This is a genomic window from Corynebacterium sp. KPL3927, from assembly GCF_040225835.1.
In the GTDB taxonomy this organism is placed as follows: domain Bacteria; phylum Actinomycetota; class Actinomycetes; order Mycobacteriales; family Mycobacteriaceae; genus Corynebacterium.
Map to the genome: position 1 here is coordinate 82,925 of NZ_JBEHGD010000004.1, position 14,008 is coordinate 96,932.

Sequence of the window (14,008 nt, forward strand, 5' to 3'; positions counted from 1 at the left end):
GGTATTGCTAGAATGACCGGTTATGGGACTTCAGTATCGTTCGCGCAAAAAGACCGGCAAGAATAGCTGGATAAACATTTCCGGATCCGGTGCCTCTATGTCCACGAAGATTGGGCCGGTGACCTTTAATTCCCGCGGCGGCATGTGGGTCAACCTCCCGGGCGGACTCAACTTCCGCGGCCGCTGGCGTTAGCGAGTCGCTGCGCCTAAACGCTGGCAGGCCCGGCGGCCAGTTAGTCCGGCAGATGGAAGAGGCCGGCGGGGTTTTGCTCGGCGAGGCCATCGTCAAGCAGCGAAGCCAGCGCGCGGGAACGCTGCGCGGCATCGGGCCAGACTACGTCGATCGCGGACTGCGGCACTGGGTGATCGGCGGCGCGCAGCACGTCTAGGATTTTGCCGCGCACCTGCCTATCGGTCCCGGCAAATTTCTGCACGCGCTTTTTGGCGCGCGTTTGTTCCGCGGCGGAAGGTTCGGGGCATCCGGCGAGCTGCCAGGCGCAGGTCGCGCGCAGGGGGCAGCGCTTACAATCGGGATTTTTCGCAGTACACACCAGCGCGCCGAGCTCCATGAGCGCGGCGGAAAAACGCGGCCCATTGCGCTCGGGCAACAGCGCGGCCACAGCGGCGAGCTCGCGCTTGGAGGGCGGCGGGGCGAGGAAATTCCCGTCCTCGGCGCGGGCATAGACGCGGCGCACGTTGGTATCGACCACCGGCACATTCTGGCCAAAGTGAAAGCACGCCACGGCGCGGGCGGTGTAGTCGCCAATTCCAGGCAGCGCCAGCAGCTCATCTACGTCCGCCGGAACTTCGTCCATTACCCCCGCGCACTCCCAGAGCCGCAGCGCGCGCCGCGGGTAGCCGAGCTTGCCCCAAGCGCGCAACACCTCGGCGCGGGAGGCTTTGGCGAAGTCCGCGGGGGTGGGCCAGCGCCGCATCCACTCCTCCCATACGGGGGCGACGCGCGCGACGGGGGTTTGCTGGCTCATGACCTCGGAAATCAGCACTCCCCAGGCGGAGGTGCCGGGGCGTCGCCAGGGCAAATCGCGTTCATTGGCGTCAAACCAGGAAAGAAGTGCGTGCGTATCCATCTCGCAGGACAGTCTAGGGCATTAAAATATACTTCATGCCATTAAGTAACGTTGCCCACGAGCCGCAGGCCGTCTGGGAGGCCCTCCAGGCCGGAAACCAGCGCGTCATCGACGGCACCATCATGGATCTCAACAAGATTTATGAGCGCGAGGGGCTCACCAAGGGCCAGGATCCCCGCGTGGTGGTCCTGGCTTGCTCGGATTCCCGCGCGCCCATCGAGCACATCTTCAATATCGGCTTTGGCGATGCCTTCGTCATCCGCACCGCCGGCCACATCCTGGACGCCTCTGTCCTGGCTTCCTTGGATTATGCGCTCGACCACCTGCACCCCAACCTGTTGGTGGTCTTGGGCCACCAGTCCTGCGGTGCGGTGGCGGCCGCGGTGGATTTTGTCCGCGGCGGCGAGCTGCCCATCGGCCTGCAGCGGCCCATTATCGAAAAGGTCGCGACGTCCGCTTGGACTGCGGGGCCTGACGCCACGCTTGCCGATGTCGAACGCCAACACACCCTCCAAACCGTCACCCAGGTCGTAGCCAGCATCCCTAATGTGCGCAAGCAGCTTGACGATGGCTCCTTCGGCATCGTCGGCGCCCGCTACCTCCTCGAGGACTCGCGCGTGGAGCCATTGCACTCCTACGGCGTCGAGTTGACACGCGGAGGCGGCTTAGCGGATCCAGGGGCGTCTACCACTTAAAATTGAGTGCGTGAACCAGAATAAGCCCCTTCCAGAAGAGATCTATAAGCGCCGCCGGGTCGCCGCGCTTATCATCGTGATCGTCCTGGCCGTGGTGCTGATCTGGGCGGCGGTGGCCGCCTTCGGCGGCGAAAGCGACGATTCCGTTGCCGCGTCCTCAGAGTCTTCGGCGGCAACCACGTCCGCAGAAATCACCAGCGAATCCTCCGCCACGTCCGCGGACTCGACGAGCGAATCCGAGTCCGAATCCGAACCTGCCTCGGAGTCGGAAGCCAAGGATGGGGCATCGGAAAGCAAGGAGCCCGAGGAATCCGTGCACGCCGCGAAGGATACCTGCTCGCTTGAGGACTTGGAGGTGCGCACCTCCATGCTCAACTACTCCGTGCCGGACGGCGAACTGCCGAAGTTCTTCATGACCGTCACCAACCCCACCGCCGCGGATTGCAAGATCGACTTGGACGAGAACTCGCTGCGCTTCGAGGTCTACAAGATGGCCGATAACCAGCGCGTGTGGTCCGATACCGATTGCTACGCCTCCGTGCAGACCGGCGAGCAGACCTTCCCCGCGGGCAAGGACCTGAAATTCGAGGCCGAATGGTCCCGCCAGGCGTCCGAGCCGGGCAAGTGCACCGACCGTCCGGCCGCCGAGCCAGGCGCCTACTTCGCCCACACGGTCATCGGCGATAATTCCTCCCCGCCGCAGGACTTCACCCTCCGCTAAGCGCGCGGCCTCCTTACAGTCGGCCGCGCGGAAGCAGCTCGGGCAGAACCAGCTCGGGCAGAACCAGCTCGGGCGGAAATAGCCCGTGCGGGAGCAGGTCGCGTGGAAGCAGTCCGCGCAGAGCCAGCCCGGGCGGAAGCAGGTCGCGCGGGAGCAGACCGCACGGAAGTTCGCGCCGCTGGAGCACCCGGCTCCTCGTCACCAGCCGGGCTAGAAACGGCCACCGGTTACAGTTGGACTGCGGTTGGGCTACGGCTGAACCGCGGCGAGGGCCTCGCCGAGCGTCGCGACTTGGCGCACCTGCATCCCGTCCACGGGGTTGATTTCCCCGCGCGGAATAATCGCCCGCTTATAGCCCAGCCGCGCCGCCTCCTGCAGGCGCCGCTCTATATTGGGCACGGGCCGCAGCTCGCCGGCTAGGCCCACCTCGCCGATGACCACGGTCTTCGCCGGCAGCGGCTGCTCGTGCAGCGAGGACCACGTGGCCAGCGCCACCGCGAGGTCGGTGGCGGTTTCGGTAATCCGCATCCCGCCCACCGTGGCCACATACGCATCCTTGTCGTTCGTGCGCTGACCGGCGCGCGCCTGCAATACGGCCAGCACCATGGGCACGCGGTTGGCATCGAGCCCCGTGACCACGCGCCGCGGGTTCTTCGCCACGGGGTCGACGGTCAGCGCTTGGACCTCGGCAAGGATGGGCCGCACGCCGTCCATGGCGACGGTCACCGCGGAGCCATCCGGCGTCGTGCCGCGGTGCGAAAGGAAGAGCCCCGACGGGTCCGCGACCTCCCGAATACCCCCGGCGGTTTGCTCGAAACAGCCCACCTCATCGGTCGCGCCGAAGCGATTTTTCATCCCGCGCAGCATGCGCAGGCTGGACTGGCGGTCACCCTCGAAGTTTAAGACGACATCGACAAGATGCTCCAAAACCCGCGGTCCCGCCACGTTTCCGTCCTTGGTCACGTGCCCCACCAGCAGCACGGGGATGCCGGTGGATTTCGCCAGCGACGTCAGCGCCGCGGTCACGGCGCGCGATTGCGCGACGCCGCCGGGCACGCCTTCTACCCCCACTGCGTGCATGGTCTGCACGGAGTCCACGATGATGAGCCCGGGCTTGATGGCATCGACGTGCCCAAAGACGGCATCCAGGTTGGACTCCGCCGCGAGGTACAGCGATTCTTGCAGCGCCCCGGTGCGCTCAGCGCGGGCGCGGACCTGGCCGGCGGATTCCTCGGCGGTGGCGTAGAGGACGGTACGGCCGAGCTGAGCCCAGCGGGAGGCGACCTCGAGAAGCAGCGTGGATTTGCCCACGCCGGGCTCGCCGGCCATGAGCACCACCGAGCCCGGCACGATGCCGGAGCCCAGCACGCGGTCGAGCTCGCCGATGCCCGTGCGCACCGTCTTCGTCGCCTGCGCGCCCACCTGCGTGATGGGCTGCACCGGGCTCGCAGGCGCCACGCTCGCATGCCCCCCGCTTGCCGATGCCCCCGCCACCACCGGCGCCTTTTCCTCCATCGTCCCCCACGAACCGCAATCCGGGCAGCGCCCGAGCCACTTGGGGGAGACATATCCGCATTCGGAGCAGGTGTGGATGGGGCGAGATTTTTTGGCCATAGTGTAGAGCCTAGAACGTGGCGGCAAAAACGACGAACGCGCCCGTACTCCGCAGAGTAGGGCGCGCGTGCGGTGAGCTATTAGTGGTGCGAGTGACCGGTGTTCGCGTCGGTGGTGTAGCCCTCTGGGGATTCCACGTCGCGGTCGTACTTACCGGACTCCATCTGGGAGGCGGCGACGGTGGCGTCGATCTCGATGGTGCCGTTGGAGAACTCGAAGGTCACCGGGCGGTGGCCGGCGTAGCCAAAGTCATCGTTATCCAGGTGGGTGGCCACGTACTGTACGGTCTCGGAATCGTGATCCGGGGTTGCGTCCAGGTTCTCCTGGGAGTCCGCCACGATGGAGTGATCGCGCTTGAGCGGCTGGGTCTGCTTCATCTCGACGGTCTGGCCGTCCACCTTCACGGACTTCAAGGTGATGACATCGGTTTCATAGCCCTGGTTGACGGCGTTGAACTTCAAAGCGGCGCCACCGTCTGGCTCGGCCAGGATGGTGACATCGCGGACGGCAATCTTATCGTCATCGGTGCTGGCAGAAGCGCCATCAACCGCAGCTACCTTCTCTGCCGTCTGGGCGACGTGGCCTGCCGAGCACGAAGCCAGCGCCAAAGCGGAGACGGCGGTAACGGAAATAATGGCACCGCGGCGGGCGGCGGACTTCAGGGACTGCACGTTGAGCATCCTCCATCAATTGCGATCTCAGGGCTTATCAAATCTTTAGCCTAGTCCCTTTCGATATAAAGTACACAGTTTCTCGCTAAGCTAGCGGGTAGTCCGTGGGGGTAATCGGGGGCATCCGGTGGTAGGCATGCCGCGCGTGATAAAATGGCGGCCTTAGTTATCGGCATATTCACGGGATTATAAGGAGTGGCAATGGAATATAAGGTCGGCGAGGTCGTCGTCTACCCGCACCACGGCGCGGCGGTCATCGAGGATATCGAAACCCGCGAAATGGGCGGCGAAGAGCTGGAATACCTCGTGCTGCACATTAACCAATCCGATCTCGTCGTCCGCGTGCCCAAGAAGAATGCGGATAACGTCGGCGTGCGCGATGTTGTGGGCAAGGAGGGCCTGGAAAAGGTCTTCTCCGTGCTGCGCGATGAGGACGTGGAAGAAGCCGGCAACTGGTCCCGCCGCTACAAGGCCAACCAGGAGCGCCTAGCCTCCGGCGATATCAACAAGGTCGCAGAAGTAGTGCGCGATCTGTGGCGCCGCGATCAGGACCGCGGCCTGTCCGCCGGCGAGAAGCGCATGCTGGGCAAGGCCCGTACCATCCTGGTGGGTGAGCTGGCGCTGGCGCAGCCGGTCGATGATAAAAAGGCCGATACCATGATGGAAGAAATCGACGCCACCATCGAGCGCCACCGCGCCGCAGGTCTAGTCGATGACCAGTCCATTACCACCGATATCGACAACGACATCGATCTCGATGACCTCTCCTTCGACGACGAAGACTAAACCCCGCGTTATCGCCTTAATCGCCGCGGCCGGGCAAGGCACCCGCCTCGGCGCGGAGGTGCCCAAGGCCTACGTCGAACTTCGCGGCCGCACCCTCCTGGAGCGATCCGTGCGCACCATGGCCAATTCCGAACTCGTGGACGAGGTCATTGCGGTGGTGAGCCCGGCTATGGAGGGGGAAGCTGGGGGCATCGTCAAGCGCGTGGGCGCAGATATCCCGGTGCGCCTCGTGCATGGCCGTGGCGAGCGCGCCGATTCCATTTGGGCCGGGCTGCAGGCCATTCCGGACGAGGATGCCGTGGTGCTCATCCACGATGCCGCCCGTGCGCTTACGCCCACCGCGATGGTCGAGCGCGTGGCGCGGCGCGTTCTTGCCGGTGCGCCCGCCGTCATTCCGGTGCTTCCCGTGACCGATACCATCAAGGAAGTTACCGGTAACGCCGTGGTTGGCACCCCCGATCGCGCCCGCCTGCGCGCCGTGCAGACCCCGCAGGGTTTCCGCCTCGCCGCGCTGCGCCAGGCCAACCTGGATTATTGGCGTGACCAGCCGGATTTCACCGCCACGGACGATGCCAGCCTCATGGAATGGCACGGCCAGCGCGTGGAGACCGTGCCGGGCGATATCCTCGCCTTCAAAATCACCACCCCCACGGACCTGACCCTGGCCCACGCCCTTGCAGAGGAGCAGCATGACTGAGCCCATCATCCCCCGCGTCGGCATCGCGACCGACGCCCACCAGATTGAAGCCGGCAAGCCCTGCTGGGTTGCCGGGCTGCTTTTCGATGACGCCCCCGGCTGCGAAGGCCACTCCGACGGCGACGTCGTAGCCCACGCGCTTGTCGATGCCCTCCTCTCCGCCTCCCACCTCGGCGATCTCGGCTCCTTCGTGGGGGTGGGCCGACCCGAATACGATGGGGTCTCCGGCGCCCAGCTCCTGCGCGAGTGCCGCGAGCTGCTGGAAGCGGAAGGTTTTATCATCGGCAATGCCGCCGCCCAGCTCATTGGCCAGACGCCGAAGATGGGTCCGCGCCGCGAGGAGGCCGAGGCCGTGCTTTCGGAAATCCTCGGCGCGGATGTTTCTATTTCTGCCACCACGACCGACCATTTGGGCTTTACCGGCCGCAAAGAGGGCCGCGCGGCGGTGGCAACGGCCGTTGTCTGGCGGCGCCAACACTAACCCCGCGCACGGGTGATTTAGACTGGGTGGCGTGAGTACTTTGCGCATTTTTGACACAGCCACCCGCAGCCAACGCGACTTCGAGCCGATTCGCCCCGGCCACGCCTCCATCTACTTGTGTGGTGCCACCCCGCAGGCGCAGCCGCACATCGGCCATCTGCGGTCCGGCGTGGCTTTCGACATCCTGCGCCGCTGGCTGCTCGCGCAAGGCTATGACGTCGCGCTCGTGCGCAATGTCACCGATATCGATGACAAGATTCTCACCAAGGCCGCCGAGAATAATCGCCCCTGGTGGGAGTGGGTGTCCACCTACGAGCGCGAGTTCACCAAGGCCTATAACCTGCTCGGCGTGCTTCCGCCGTCCGTGGAACCGCGCGCGACGGGGTTTGTCACCCAGATGGTCGAGTACATGCAGCGGCTTATCGATGCCGGCTTTGCCTACCCCGTTCCCGCCCCCGATGGCGCGGCCGGATCCGTGTACTTTGACGTCGAGGCCTGGACCAAGGCGGAAGGATCCGACTACGGCGCGCTGTCTGGCAACCGCGTCGAGGAGATGGAACAGGGCGAGTCAGACAACGCGGGCAAGCGTAGCCCGCTCGACTTCGCCCTGTGGAAGGCCGCCAAGCCGGGCGAGCCGAGCTGGCCTACCCCGTGGGGTCGCGGACGCCCGGGCTGGCACCTGGAGTGCTCTGCCATGTCGACGTACTACTTGGGCTCCAATTTCGATATCCACTGCGGCGGCTTGGACCTGCAATTCCCGCACCACGAAAACGAGATCGCGCAATCGCACGCGGCCGGCGATAAGTTTGCCAATTACTGGATGCACAACCACTGGGTGACCATGGCTGGCGAGAAGATGTCGAAATCGCTCGGCAACGTGCTTTCCATCTCCAACATGCTGGAGCTCGTGCGCCCGGTGGAGCTGCGCTACTACCTGGGTTCTGCGCATTACCGCTCCGTACTGGAATACTCCGAATCCGCCCTGACGGAGGCGGCGGCGGGCTACCGGCGTATTGAGGGCTTCGTCAAGCGCTTTGCAGGCGTCGAACGCGGCGACTGGACACCGGACTTCGAGGACGCCATGAATGACGATATCGCCGTGCCCAAGGCGCTGGCCGCCATCCACACCACCGTGCGCGCGGGTAATAAGGACCTGGCCGCCGGGGACGAGGACGCCGCCCGCGCGAAGGCCGCCCAGGTGCGCGGGATGGCGCACGTACTTGGATTTGACCCGCTGGAGTGGGAAGATGGAGGCGAAGCTAGCGGGGCAGACGCGGCGCTCGATGCGCTGGTCCAGGCAGAACTGGAACGGCGCACGCAGGCCCGCGCGGAAAAAGACTTCGCTACTGCCGATGCCGTGCGTGACCGCCTTACTGCCGCCGGCATCACCATTACCGATACCCCAGACGGCCCCACGTGGTCGTTGACCCAGCGCTAGACAGCTTTCCGCTGTTATTTTCGCTGGTTATTGAACGGTTTCCTCGAAAGGACTGAAACGATGGCACGAACCCATGGCCGCGGTGGCGCGGGCATCCGCAAGACGAATAAGAAGGGCGCTACCAAAGGCTCCGGCGGGCAGCGTCGCAAGGGCCTAGAAGGCAAGGGACCCACCCCGAAGGCCGAGGACCGCGTCTACCACGCCAAGCACAAGGCGAAGCTGGAGCGCGAGCGCCGCAACTCTGGGCGCCACCAGAAAGAAACCGCAGAGATGGTGGTGGGCCGCAACCCGGTCATCGAGTGTTTGCACGCCAAGGTGCCGGCCACCACGCTCTACATCGCTGCCGGAACGCGCAACGATAAGCGGCTTTCTGAGGCCGTGTCCATGTGCAATACCCGCAATATCCCCATCATCGAGGTCCAGCGCCACGAGATGGACCGCATGACGGGAAATGGCATGCACCAGGGCATCGGCTTGCAGATACCGCCATATAAGTACGCAGCGGTGGAGGATTTGATTGCCAACGCCGCCGAGAACCCGCGCCCCGGCATGTTCGTCATCCTGGATAACATCACCGACCCGCGCAACCTGGGCGCCGTCATCCGTTCCGTGGCCGCTTTCGGCGGCGATGGCGTGATCATTCCAGAGCGCCGTTCGGCTTCTGTCACCGCGGTGGCGTGGCGCACCTCGGCTGGCACCGCTGCCCGTTTGCCGGTCGCCCGCGCAACGAATATCACCCGCACCGTGAAGGAATTCCAGAAAAACGGCTACCAGGTCGTCGGCCTCGATGCCGGTGGCGATCACACGCTGGATACCTATGAAGGCGGCACGGATCCCGTCGTCATCGTCATCGGCTCCGAGGGCAAGGGCATTTCGCGTTTGGTCAGCGAGACCTGCGACGTCCTCATGTCCATCCCCATGACCGGGTGGGTTGAGTCCCTCAACGCCTCCGTCGCTGCGGGTTCGGTGCTATCCGAGTTCGCACGCCAACGCCGCGCCGCCGAAAAATAACCCATTTCCGCTGCGCCAGCTCGCCGCGACGGATAAGCGCCATCCACGTTCGGTGCTGGCAAAGTCGAGCGCACAGAATCGCCTCCTCAGCCGCCGGTGCGGTTGTCGGCGCAGCTAGTGTCAAAGGCGCGCTGGGTCTTTGCGAGGCACAACCTTCTCAGTGCGAATCGTTGTGGCACACAACAATTTAACCATTATCTGCCCAGGGTGGCAGCCACCGGATGGTTCCGTCGACCCGGGCTAAGTGCCCGCGCAGGGGCGGGGCATTGGGATCATCGTCGTTCACGCCATTGTGGTACGGACAGGCGATGGTCAAGTTTCCCGGGTTAGTTTCGCCGCCATTTTTCCAGGCATTGAGGTGGTGAACCTGGCATTCATCGGCGGGGTAGCGGCACTCCGGCCACGGGCAGACCGGGTTTTCGGCCGCTGCCATCAGGCGTTGCTTTGCAGAAGCAAAGCGCGAGGTGCGGTAGAGGTTGACCGGACCTTCCACTGGGTGGATGAGCGTGACGTAGCCGTGCTCAGTAAATACCCGTCGCACCAGCTCGGCGCCGGTCATCGTGGCGCCATTGGTCAGCTGGACCACGATATCGCCCTGGGAGTCGGCGCTATGGGCAGAGCCAGGACCAGAGTCAGCGCTGACGTTGGAGTTTGAACCAGCAGTGGAGCCGGAGCCGAAATCGACGATGCGATCGAGCTCGTCGAGGCGAAGCACGACATTGGTCGTCACGCTGGGGCGGGCGGCGGCCTCGCCGTGGAAGATATTCTGCACAGAAGCAAGCGGGGCATCTTTATTAATCGCGGCGTGCATATCGGCGATATCGGCGGACGGGCCGGTAATGGACATGGTCCAGGGGCCGTCGGCGCGGCGATAAATCTTCACGCCGGGCTGGCGCTTGACGGGCCCCTTGAGCTCCTTGACGCGGGCGCGGCCCCGCTTATCAATATCCGAGACCTTCCCCTTCATCCCACACAATTCGCGCCGCAGCGCCCAGGCATCGCGCTTCTTCTTCAGCTTGGCGGCGTGGCGCTCGATGGTGAGCAGGGCCGTCAGGCTGTGCCCGTTGGCTCGGCTCGCGGCGATGGATTCGCGCTGCTGGCGGCGGAAGGCGGTGGTGCCGAAGTAGGTATCGGCAAGCGAGAGCAGGCGGGTGGCGGTGGTATCGGGGCACCCGGCCGCAATCAGCGCGCGCACAGACATGCCGTGGCAGTCGGCGATGATATCCATGCCGGGTGCCAGGCCCTTGAGAAATGTATGCAGCGCGTTCATGCCCCAGAGATTAAAGAGCCCCGCAAGCCCGCGCTAGCCGATGCCCCACCTCCCTGTGGACAACTACGCCTCCACGTCACCTAAGCCGAAAAATTCGCGGACTTTATCCACAGCATTGAAGGAATCCGTATTTGGCCCTATGCTCGCCGGCATTTCTTTGCTAGAGGGAATCACGTGCCCGAGGCCCTCCATGGTCCACAATTCCACGGGAAAGTCGCTGTCGTAGTAGGTGGACGTTATCCCGGGAATGGGCTGGCTTTCGCGGGGCGGGCGGCAGCCATTGGCGAGTGCGAAGTGTTCCGCGGTGGCGGGGGCAGAAAGCACACACCCGCGGGTTTGCTGCCCATCGATGGCGGCAAGCCCGCCATAATAGGGCGCAATCGGATCTTCGGTGCCGTGGATAAACAGCAGCGGGGTAGGCCGGTAGCCATCGGGGTGGGTGGGCGCGTGATTGGAACCCTCGCCCAAAGTGGAGGCGAAGACGCAGGCGCCGTTGAGGGTGAAGGGGGCATCGTAAAGCAGGCGCAGCACCATCTGCCCGCCATTTGAATAGCCGGCGGCGAAGGTGCGCGCAGTGGCGTACTCGCGCTGCATGGTCTCGATGAGGAAGGTGCTAAAGGCAACGTCATCCACCCCGAGCTCGCGGGCGCGGACCGGCAGGTTGGCGCGGGTGTCGTTGAAGTGGTGGTCGATGCCGTCGGGGTAGACGATGAGGGTATTGGTGGCATCGGCAAGCGCGTCGACCGTGCCGTTGGTAAAACGGCGGATAACGTTGGCGGATTGGTGGGAGCCGTGGAAAAACAGCAGCAAGTCCGGCTGGGGCCCGAGGTTCTCGGGCTCGATGACGATGAAGCGGCGGGTGTGGCCAGCCATATCCGCAGTGCGACGATGAATATGCATGCCCGCCGAGTTTAGTCGGCGTGGTGGGCCTCTGCGGCGGTGCGGTTATCGGCGTGGAAATGCTTGGCCGCGACCTCATCGCGGATGGCGCGCTTGCCCTGCCGCCAGCCGATGAACCGGCACACCAGGTAGATCACAAAGGAAATGGTGGTCACGAAGACGGAGACCGGCAGGCCTGGGGCGAGGGAAAGGATGAAACCGCCCACGGCGGAGACCTCGGCGAAGATGGTGGACCACAGCACCGCGCGCAGGGGCGAGGAGGTGATTTGTACCGCCGCCGCGCCGGGGGTGATAAGCAGCGCCATGACGAGCAGCGAGCCGACGATTTGCACCGACTGCGCTGCGGCGAGGCCGACGAGGACGGCGAAGGCGACGGAGATGGCGCGGGTGGGCACGCCGGCGGCGCGGGCCATATCAGGATCGGCGGAGGCAAAGAGCATGGGCCGCCAGAGGAAGCCGACGGCGGCGACGATGATGACCGTGGTGGCGGCCAAAAGCCACACCGAGGCGGAGGACACGCCGACGATTTGGCCGGTTAAAAGCGTCATCGCCGTATTGGAATTGCCGGGGTACAGGTGCAAAAACAGTACCGAAAGGCCCAGGCCAAAGCTCATGACCACGCCGATGGCGCTGTCTTGCTGGCCCTTAAAGCCCAGCATGGCCAGGATGATAGCGGCGACTATGGCGCCGGCGACAGCACCGAAGCCCAGGTTGAGGCCGAAGAGCAACGCCGCGGAGGCGCCCATGAGCGCCAGCTCAGAGGTGGCGTGGACGGAAAAAGACATCTGGCGCAGCACGATGAGCGAGGTCATCACGCCAGACAGGATGCCCAGCAGCGCGGAGGCGATGAGCGAGGACTGCACGAAGTCCACGCTGAGCAAGTATTGGGTATCTTCCCAGAAGCTAGACAACGATGAGCCTCCCGTCGACGTTTAAGACATTGACCTTGGAACCGTAGAGCTCCGAAAGGACCTCGGAGCGCATGACCTCATCGACCGCGCCGAAGGTGTGGCCATTGGGCGCAATGTAGAGGACCTTATCCGTCACCCCGAGCACGGGGTTGATGCCGTGGGTGACAAAGATAATGGAGGTCCCGCGCTCGCGGCGCAGCGAGTCCAGCTTGTCAACCGTGGCGTTTTGCCGGGCGGGGTCGAGGGAGAGGAGGGGCTCATCGGCAAGAATGAGGTCCGGGTCATTGGCCAAGGCTTGGGCCTGGCGGATGAGCTGTTGCTGGCCGCCGGATAGCTGGCCGACGCGCCGGTCCCGCAGCCCCGTGGCACCTACCTCTTCCAACAGCTCGTCCACCCGTCCACGGGGTGGGTGCCGGTGCCGGAGCACCCCGTGCGCCACGGAGAGCGAAACGAGGTCGCGGGCGCGAAGGGGAAGGTCAGCGGGGAACATGCGCTGCTGGGGGATGAACCCGACCCGGCAGTTGACGTCGACGCGACCGCTGGTCAGCGTGCGGGTGCCGAGGATGGTGCCCAGCAGGGTGGACTTGCCCACGCCATTGGGTCCTAAAACGGCGATAAACTCGCCGCGGTCCACGGCGAGTTTAAGCTCCGACCACAGCGGGTCTACTGCGGCCTCATGGAATTCAACGAGCACTAGTGCTTCCCCAGCTTGCTCGTGACTTCGTCGTAGTATTCCCAGAACTTCTTGCCGTCTGGCGGGGTTTCGCCGATTTCTACGATATCGACGTCGTTGTCCTCTGCGGCGGATTTGATGCGGCTAGCGGTATCGGTTTCGGTCTGGGGGTTGAAGATGAGGAGGTCGACCTCGCCATCGTCAATGGCCTTGATGAAGGCGGCGACATCGGCAGTAGCGGGCTCGCCCTCGGAGATGGTGGCCTTGCGGAAGCCCTCGGGGGTGACGTCCTTGGTGTCGGTGTACTTCATGAGGTAATCGGCGATGGGCTCGGTCTGGGCGTAATTGAGGCCATCAGGAAGCTGGTTGAGCTTATCGCGCAGCTGGTCCACGTGGGAGTCGATCTTCTCGGTGGTGGCGCCGGCATCGGAGTACTTCTCGTTGATCTGGTCCGCGATGGACCCTGCGACCTCCTCCAGGGCGGCGGGGTCGTACCAGATGTGCTCGTTGCCCTCGATATTGGTGACCTTGTCTGGGTCATCCTTGGCGGTGGCCTTCGCGGCATCGATGGTCATGACATCGGGATCCTCGTCCAGCTTGCCGTGGTCCGTCAGCGGCAGGGCGGAGATGATGTTGTCCTGATCGGAAACGGCCTGGTAAATCCAGGCGTCGTAGCCGCCGCCGTTGACCACGAGCATGTCGGCGTCATTGGCCTTGGCTATATCGGCCGCGGTGGGCTCGAAGTGGTGGGGGTCGGTGTCGTTGCCTTCCACGATGGGGTCGACCTCGATGTCGATGCCGGAGGCGGTATCGGCCACGGCCTGGGCAACATCGGCCCAGATGGAGGTGGAGGCGACGATGGAAAGCTTCTTTTCGCCGGAGTCGGAGCCGGAATCAGAGTCGGAGCCGGAACCGGAATCGGAGGAGCACGCGGCGGTGAAAAGGAGGCCACTTGCTGCGAGTAGGGCTGTTGTTGCGCGTAGTGACGTGTGCATACCCTCCAGTGTGCGTTTGCTGGCAATCGTTGTCAATTGAACATGCATTGAAAATCG

General features: G+C 64.3%; 16 protein-coding genes. 8 read left to right on the forward strand and 8 right to left on the reverse strand.

What is annotated here, in order from left to right; genetic code table 11:
- The first annotated feature begins 22 nt into the window (after positions 1-22).
- Positions 23-193: a DUF4236 domain-containing protein gene (locus ABRP86_RS03460; protein ID WP_081443674.1), complete on the forward strand. Its 171-nt coding sequence runs from the start codon at positions 23-25 to the stop codon at positions 191-193.
- 40 nt (positions 194-233) lie between these two features.
- On the opposite strand, the gene ABRP86_RS03465 is transcribed toward ABRP86_RS03460, so the two are convergent.
- Positions 234-1,088 (reverse strand): HhH-GPD family protein, encoded by an 855-nt coding sequence (locus tag ABRP86_RS03465; RefSeq protein ID WP_349862501.1) that lies wholly within the window; start codon positions 1,086-1,088, stop codon positions 234-236.
- A gap of 35 nt (positions 1,089-1,123) precedes the next feature.
- Here ABRP86_RS03465 and ABRP86_RS03470 point away from each other — a divergent pair, with 35 nt between their 5' ends.
- Positions 1,124-1,783 carry a carbonic anhydrase gene (locus ABRP86_RS03470; protein ID WP_349862502.1) on the forward strand — a complete coding sequence of 220 codons (660 nt, stop codon included), beginning with the start codon at positions 1,124-1,126 and terminating at the stop codon, positions 1,781-1,783.
- A 10-nt stretch (positions 1,784-1,793) separates the two neighbouring features.
- Positions 1,794-2,504 carry a hypothetical protein gene (locus ABRP86_RS03475; RefSeq protein ID WP_349862504.1) on the forward strand — a complete coding sequence of 237 codons (711 nt, stop codon included), beginning with the start codon at positions 1,794-1,796 and terminating at the stop codon, positions 2,502-2,504.
- Between the two features lie 249 nt (positions 2,505-2,753).
- Here ABRP86_RS03475 and radA read toward each other — a convergent pair whose 3' ends face one another.
- Both radA and ABRP86_RS03485 read right to left on the reverse strand, forming a co-directional pair.
- Positions 2,754-4,118, reverse strand: a complete 1,365-nt coding sequence (gene radA / locus ABRP86_RS03480; protein ID WP_349862506.1) for a DNA repair protein RadA — start codon at positions 4,116-4,118, stop codon at positions 2,754-2,756.
- Between the two features lie 80 nt (positions 4,119-4,198).
- Positions 4,199-4,798 (reverse strand): hypothetical protein, encoded by a 600-nt coding sequence (locus ABRP86_RS03485; RefSeq protein WP_349862508.1) that lies wholly within the window; start codon positions 4,796-4,798, stop codon positions 4,199-4,201.
- A gap of 192 nt (positions 4,799-4,990) precedes the next feature.
- On the opposite strand from ABRP86_RS03485, the gene ABRP86_RS03490 reads away from it, so the two are divergent.
- The 5 genes from ABRP86_RS03490 to rlmB are packed head-to-tail and all read left to right on the forward strand — an operon-like array spanning position 4,991 to position 9,202.
- Entirely contained in the window at positions 4,991-5,575 is a 585-nt protein-coding gene (locus tag ABRP86_RS03490) for a CarD family transcriptional regulator (protein ID WP_005279544.1), read from the forward strand.
- Positions 5,547-6,272, forward strand: coding sequence for a 2-C-methyl-D-erythritol 4-phosphate cytidylyltransferase (gene ispD / locus ABRP86_RS03495; RefSeq protein ID WP_349862510.1), 726 nt, complete (start codon positions 5,547-5,549; stop codon positions 6,270-6,272). The genes ABRP86_RS03490 and ispD overlap by 29 nt, the downstream gene beginning before the upstream one ends.
- Positions 6,265-6,753: a 2-C-methyl-D-erythritol 2,4-cyclodiphosphate synthase gene (gene ispF, locus ABRP86_RS03500; RefSeq protein WP_005284757.1), complete on the forward strand. Its 489-nt coding sequence runs from the start codon at positions 6,265-6,267 to the stop codon at positions 6,751-6,753. Before ispD ends, ispF begins: the two co-directional genes overlap by 8 nt.
- Before the next feature lie 31 nt (positions 6,754-6,784).
- Positions 6,785-8,191 carry a cysteine--tRNA ligase gene (gene cysS / locus ABRP86_RS03505; RefSeq protein WP_005279550.1) on the forward strand — a complete coding sequence of 469 codons (1,407 nt, stop codon included), beginning with the start codon at positions 6,785-6,787 and terminating at the stop codon, positions 8,189-8,191.
- A 60-nt stretch (positions 8,192-8,251) separates the two neighbouring features.
- Complete coding sequence (gene rlmB / locus ABRP86_RS03510; RefSeq protein WP_237792359.1) at positions 8,252-9,202, forward strand: 23S rRNA (guanosine(2251)-2'-O)-methyltransferase RlmB; 951 nt, start codon at positions 8,252-8,254, stop codon at positions 9,200-9,202.
- A gap of 187 nt (positions 9,203-9,389) precedes the next feature.
- Here rlmB and ABRP86_RS03515 read toward each other — a convergent pair whose 3' ends face one another.
- The 5 genes from ABRP86_RS03515 to ABRP86_RS03535 all read right to left on the reverse strand — a co-directional run bounded on the left by ABRP86_RS03515 (position 9,390) and on the right by ABRP86_RS03535 (position 13,999).
- Positions 9,390-10,472, reverse strand: coding sequence for an HNH endonuclease signature motif containing protein (locus ABRP86_RS03515; protein ID WP_349862513.1), 1,083 nt, complete (start codon positions 10,470-10,472; stop codon positions 9,390-9,392).
- Positions 10,473-10,535: 63 nt separating this feature from the next.
- Positions 10,536-11,372: a CE1 family esterase gene (locus ABRP86_RS03520; RefSeq protein ID WP_349862515.1), complete on the reverse strand. Its 837-nt coding sequence runs from the start codon at positions 11,370-11,372 to the stop codon at positions 10,536-10,538.
- Positions 11,373-11,383: 11 nt separating this feature from the next.
- On the reverse strand, positions 11,384-12,283 hold the full coding sequence (locus ABRP86_RS03525) for a metal ABC transporter permease (RefSeq protein WP_349862517.1): 900 nt from the start codon (positions 12,281-12,283) through the stop codon (positions 11,384-11,386).
- Positions 12,276-12,977 (reverse strand): metal ABC transporter ATP-binding protein, encoded by a 702-nt coding sequence (locus ABRP86_RS03530; protein ID WP_349862519.1) that lies wholly within the window; start codon positions 12,975-12,977, stop codon positions 12,276-12,278. The genes ABRP86_RS03525 and ABRP86_RS03530 overlap by 8 nt, the downstream gene beginning before the upstream one ends.
- Complete coding sequence (locus tag ABRP86_RS03535) at positions 12,977-13,999, reverse strand: metal ABC transporter solute-binding protein, Zn/Mn family (protein ID WP_349862521.1); 1,023 nt, start codon at positions 13,997-13,999, stop codon at positions 12,977-12,979. Before ABRP86_RS03535 ends, ABRP86_RS03530 begins: the two co-directional genes overlap by 1 nt.
- Positions 14,000-14,008 lie beyond the last annotated feature (9 nt).

Excerpts from the sequence above, each read along its gene's own strand:
- ABRP86_RS03460 (WP_081443674.1), top strand. The coding sequence starts at position 23 with ATGGGACTTCAGTATCGTTCGCGCAAAAAGACCGGCAAGAATAGCTGG.
- ABRP86_RS03465 (WP_349862501.1), bottom strand. The coding sequence starts at position 1,088 with ATGGATACGCACGCACTTCTTTCCTGGTTTGACGCCAATGAACGCGAT.
- ABRP86_RS03470 (WP_349862502.1), top strand. The coding sequence starts at position 1,124 with ATGCCATTAAGTAACGTTGCCCACGAGCCGCAGGCCGTCTGGGAGGCC.
- radA (WP_349862506.1), bottom strand. The coding sequence starts at position 4,118 with ATGGCCAAAAAATCTCGCCCCATCCACACCTGCTCCGAATGCGGATAT.
- ABRP86_RS03485 (WP_349862508.1), bottom strand. The coding sequence starts at position 4,798 with ATGCTCAACGTGCAGTCCCTGAAGTCCGCCGCCCGCCGCGGTGCCATT.
- ABRP86_RS03490 (WP_005279544.1), top strand. The coding sequence starts at position 4,991 with ATGGAATATAAGGTCGGCGAGGTCGTCGTCTACCCGCACCACGGCGCG.
- ispD (WP_349862510.1), top strand. The coding sequence starts at position 5,547 with ATGACCTCTCCTTCGACGACGAAGACTAAACCCCGCGTTATCGCCTTA.
- ispF (WP_005284757.1), top strand. The coding sequence starts at position 6,265 with ATGACTGAGCCCATCATCCCCCGCGTCGGCATCGCGACCGACGCCCAC.
- rlmB (WP_237792359.1), top strand. The coding sequence starts at position 8,252 with ATGGCACGAACCCATGGCCGCGGTGGCGCGGGCATCCGCAAGACGAAT.
- ABRP86_RS03515 (WP_349862513.1), bottom strand. The coding sequence starts at position 10,472 with ATGAACGCGCTGCATACATTTCTCAAGGGCCTGGCACCCGGCATGGAT.
- ABRP86_RS03520 (WP_349862515.1), bottom strand. The coding sequence starts at position 11,372 with ATGCATATTCATCGTCGCACTGCGGATATGGCTGGCCACACCCGCCGC.
- ABRP86_RS03535 (WP_349862521.1), bottom strand. The coding sequence starts at position 13,999 with ATGCATGTTCAATTGACAACGATTGCCAGCAAACGCACACTGGAGGGT.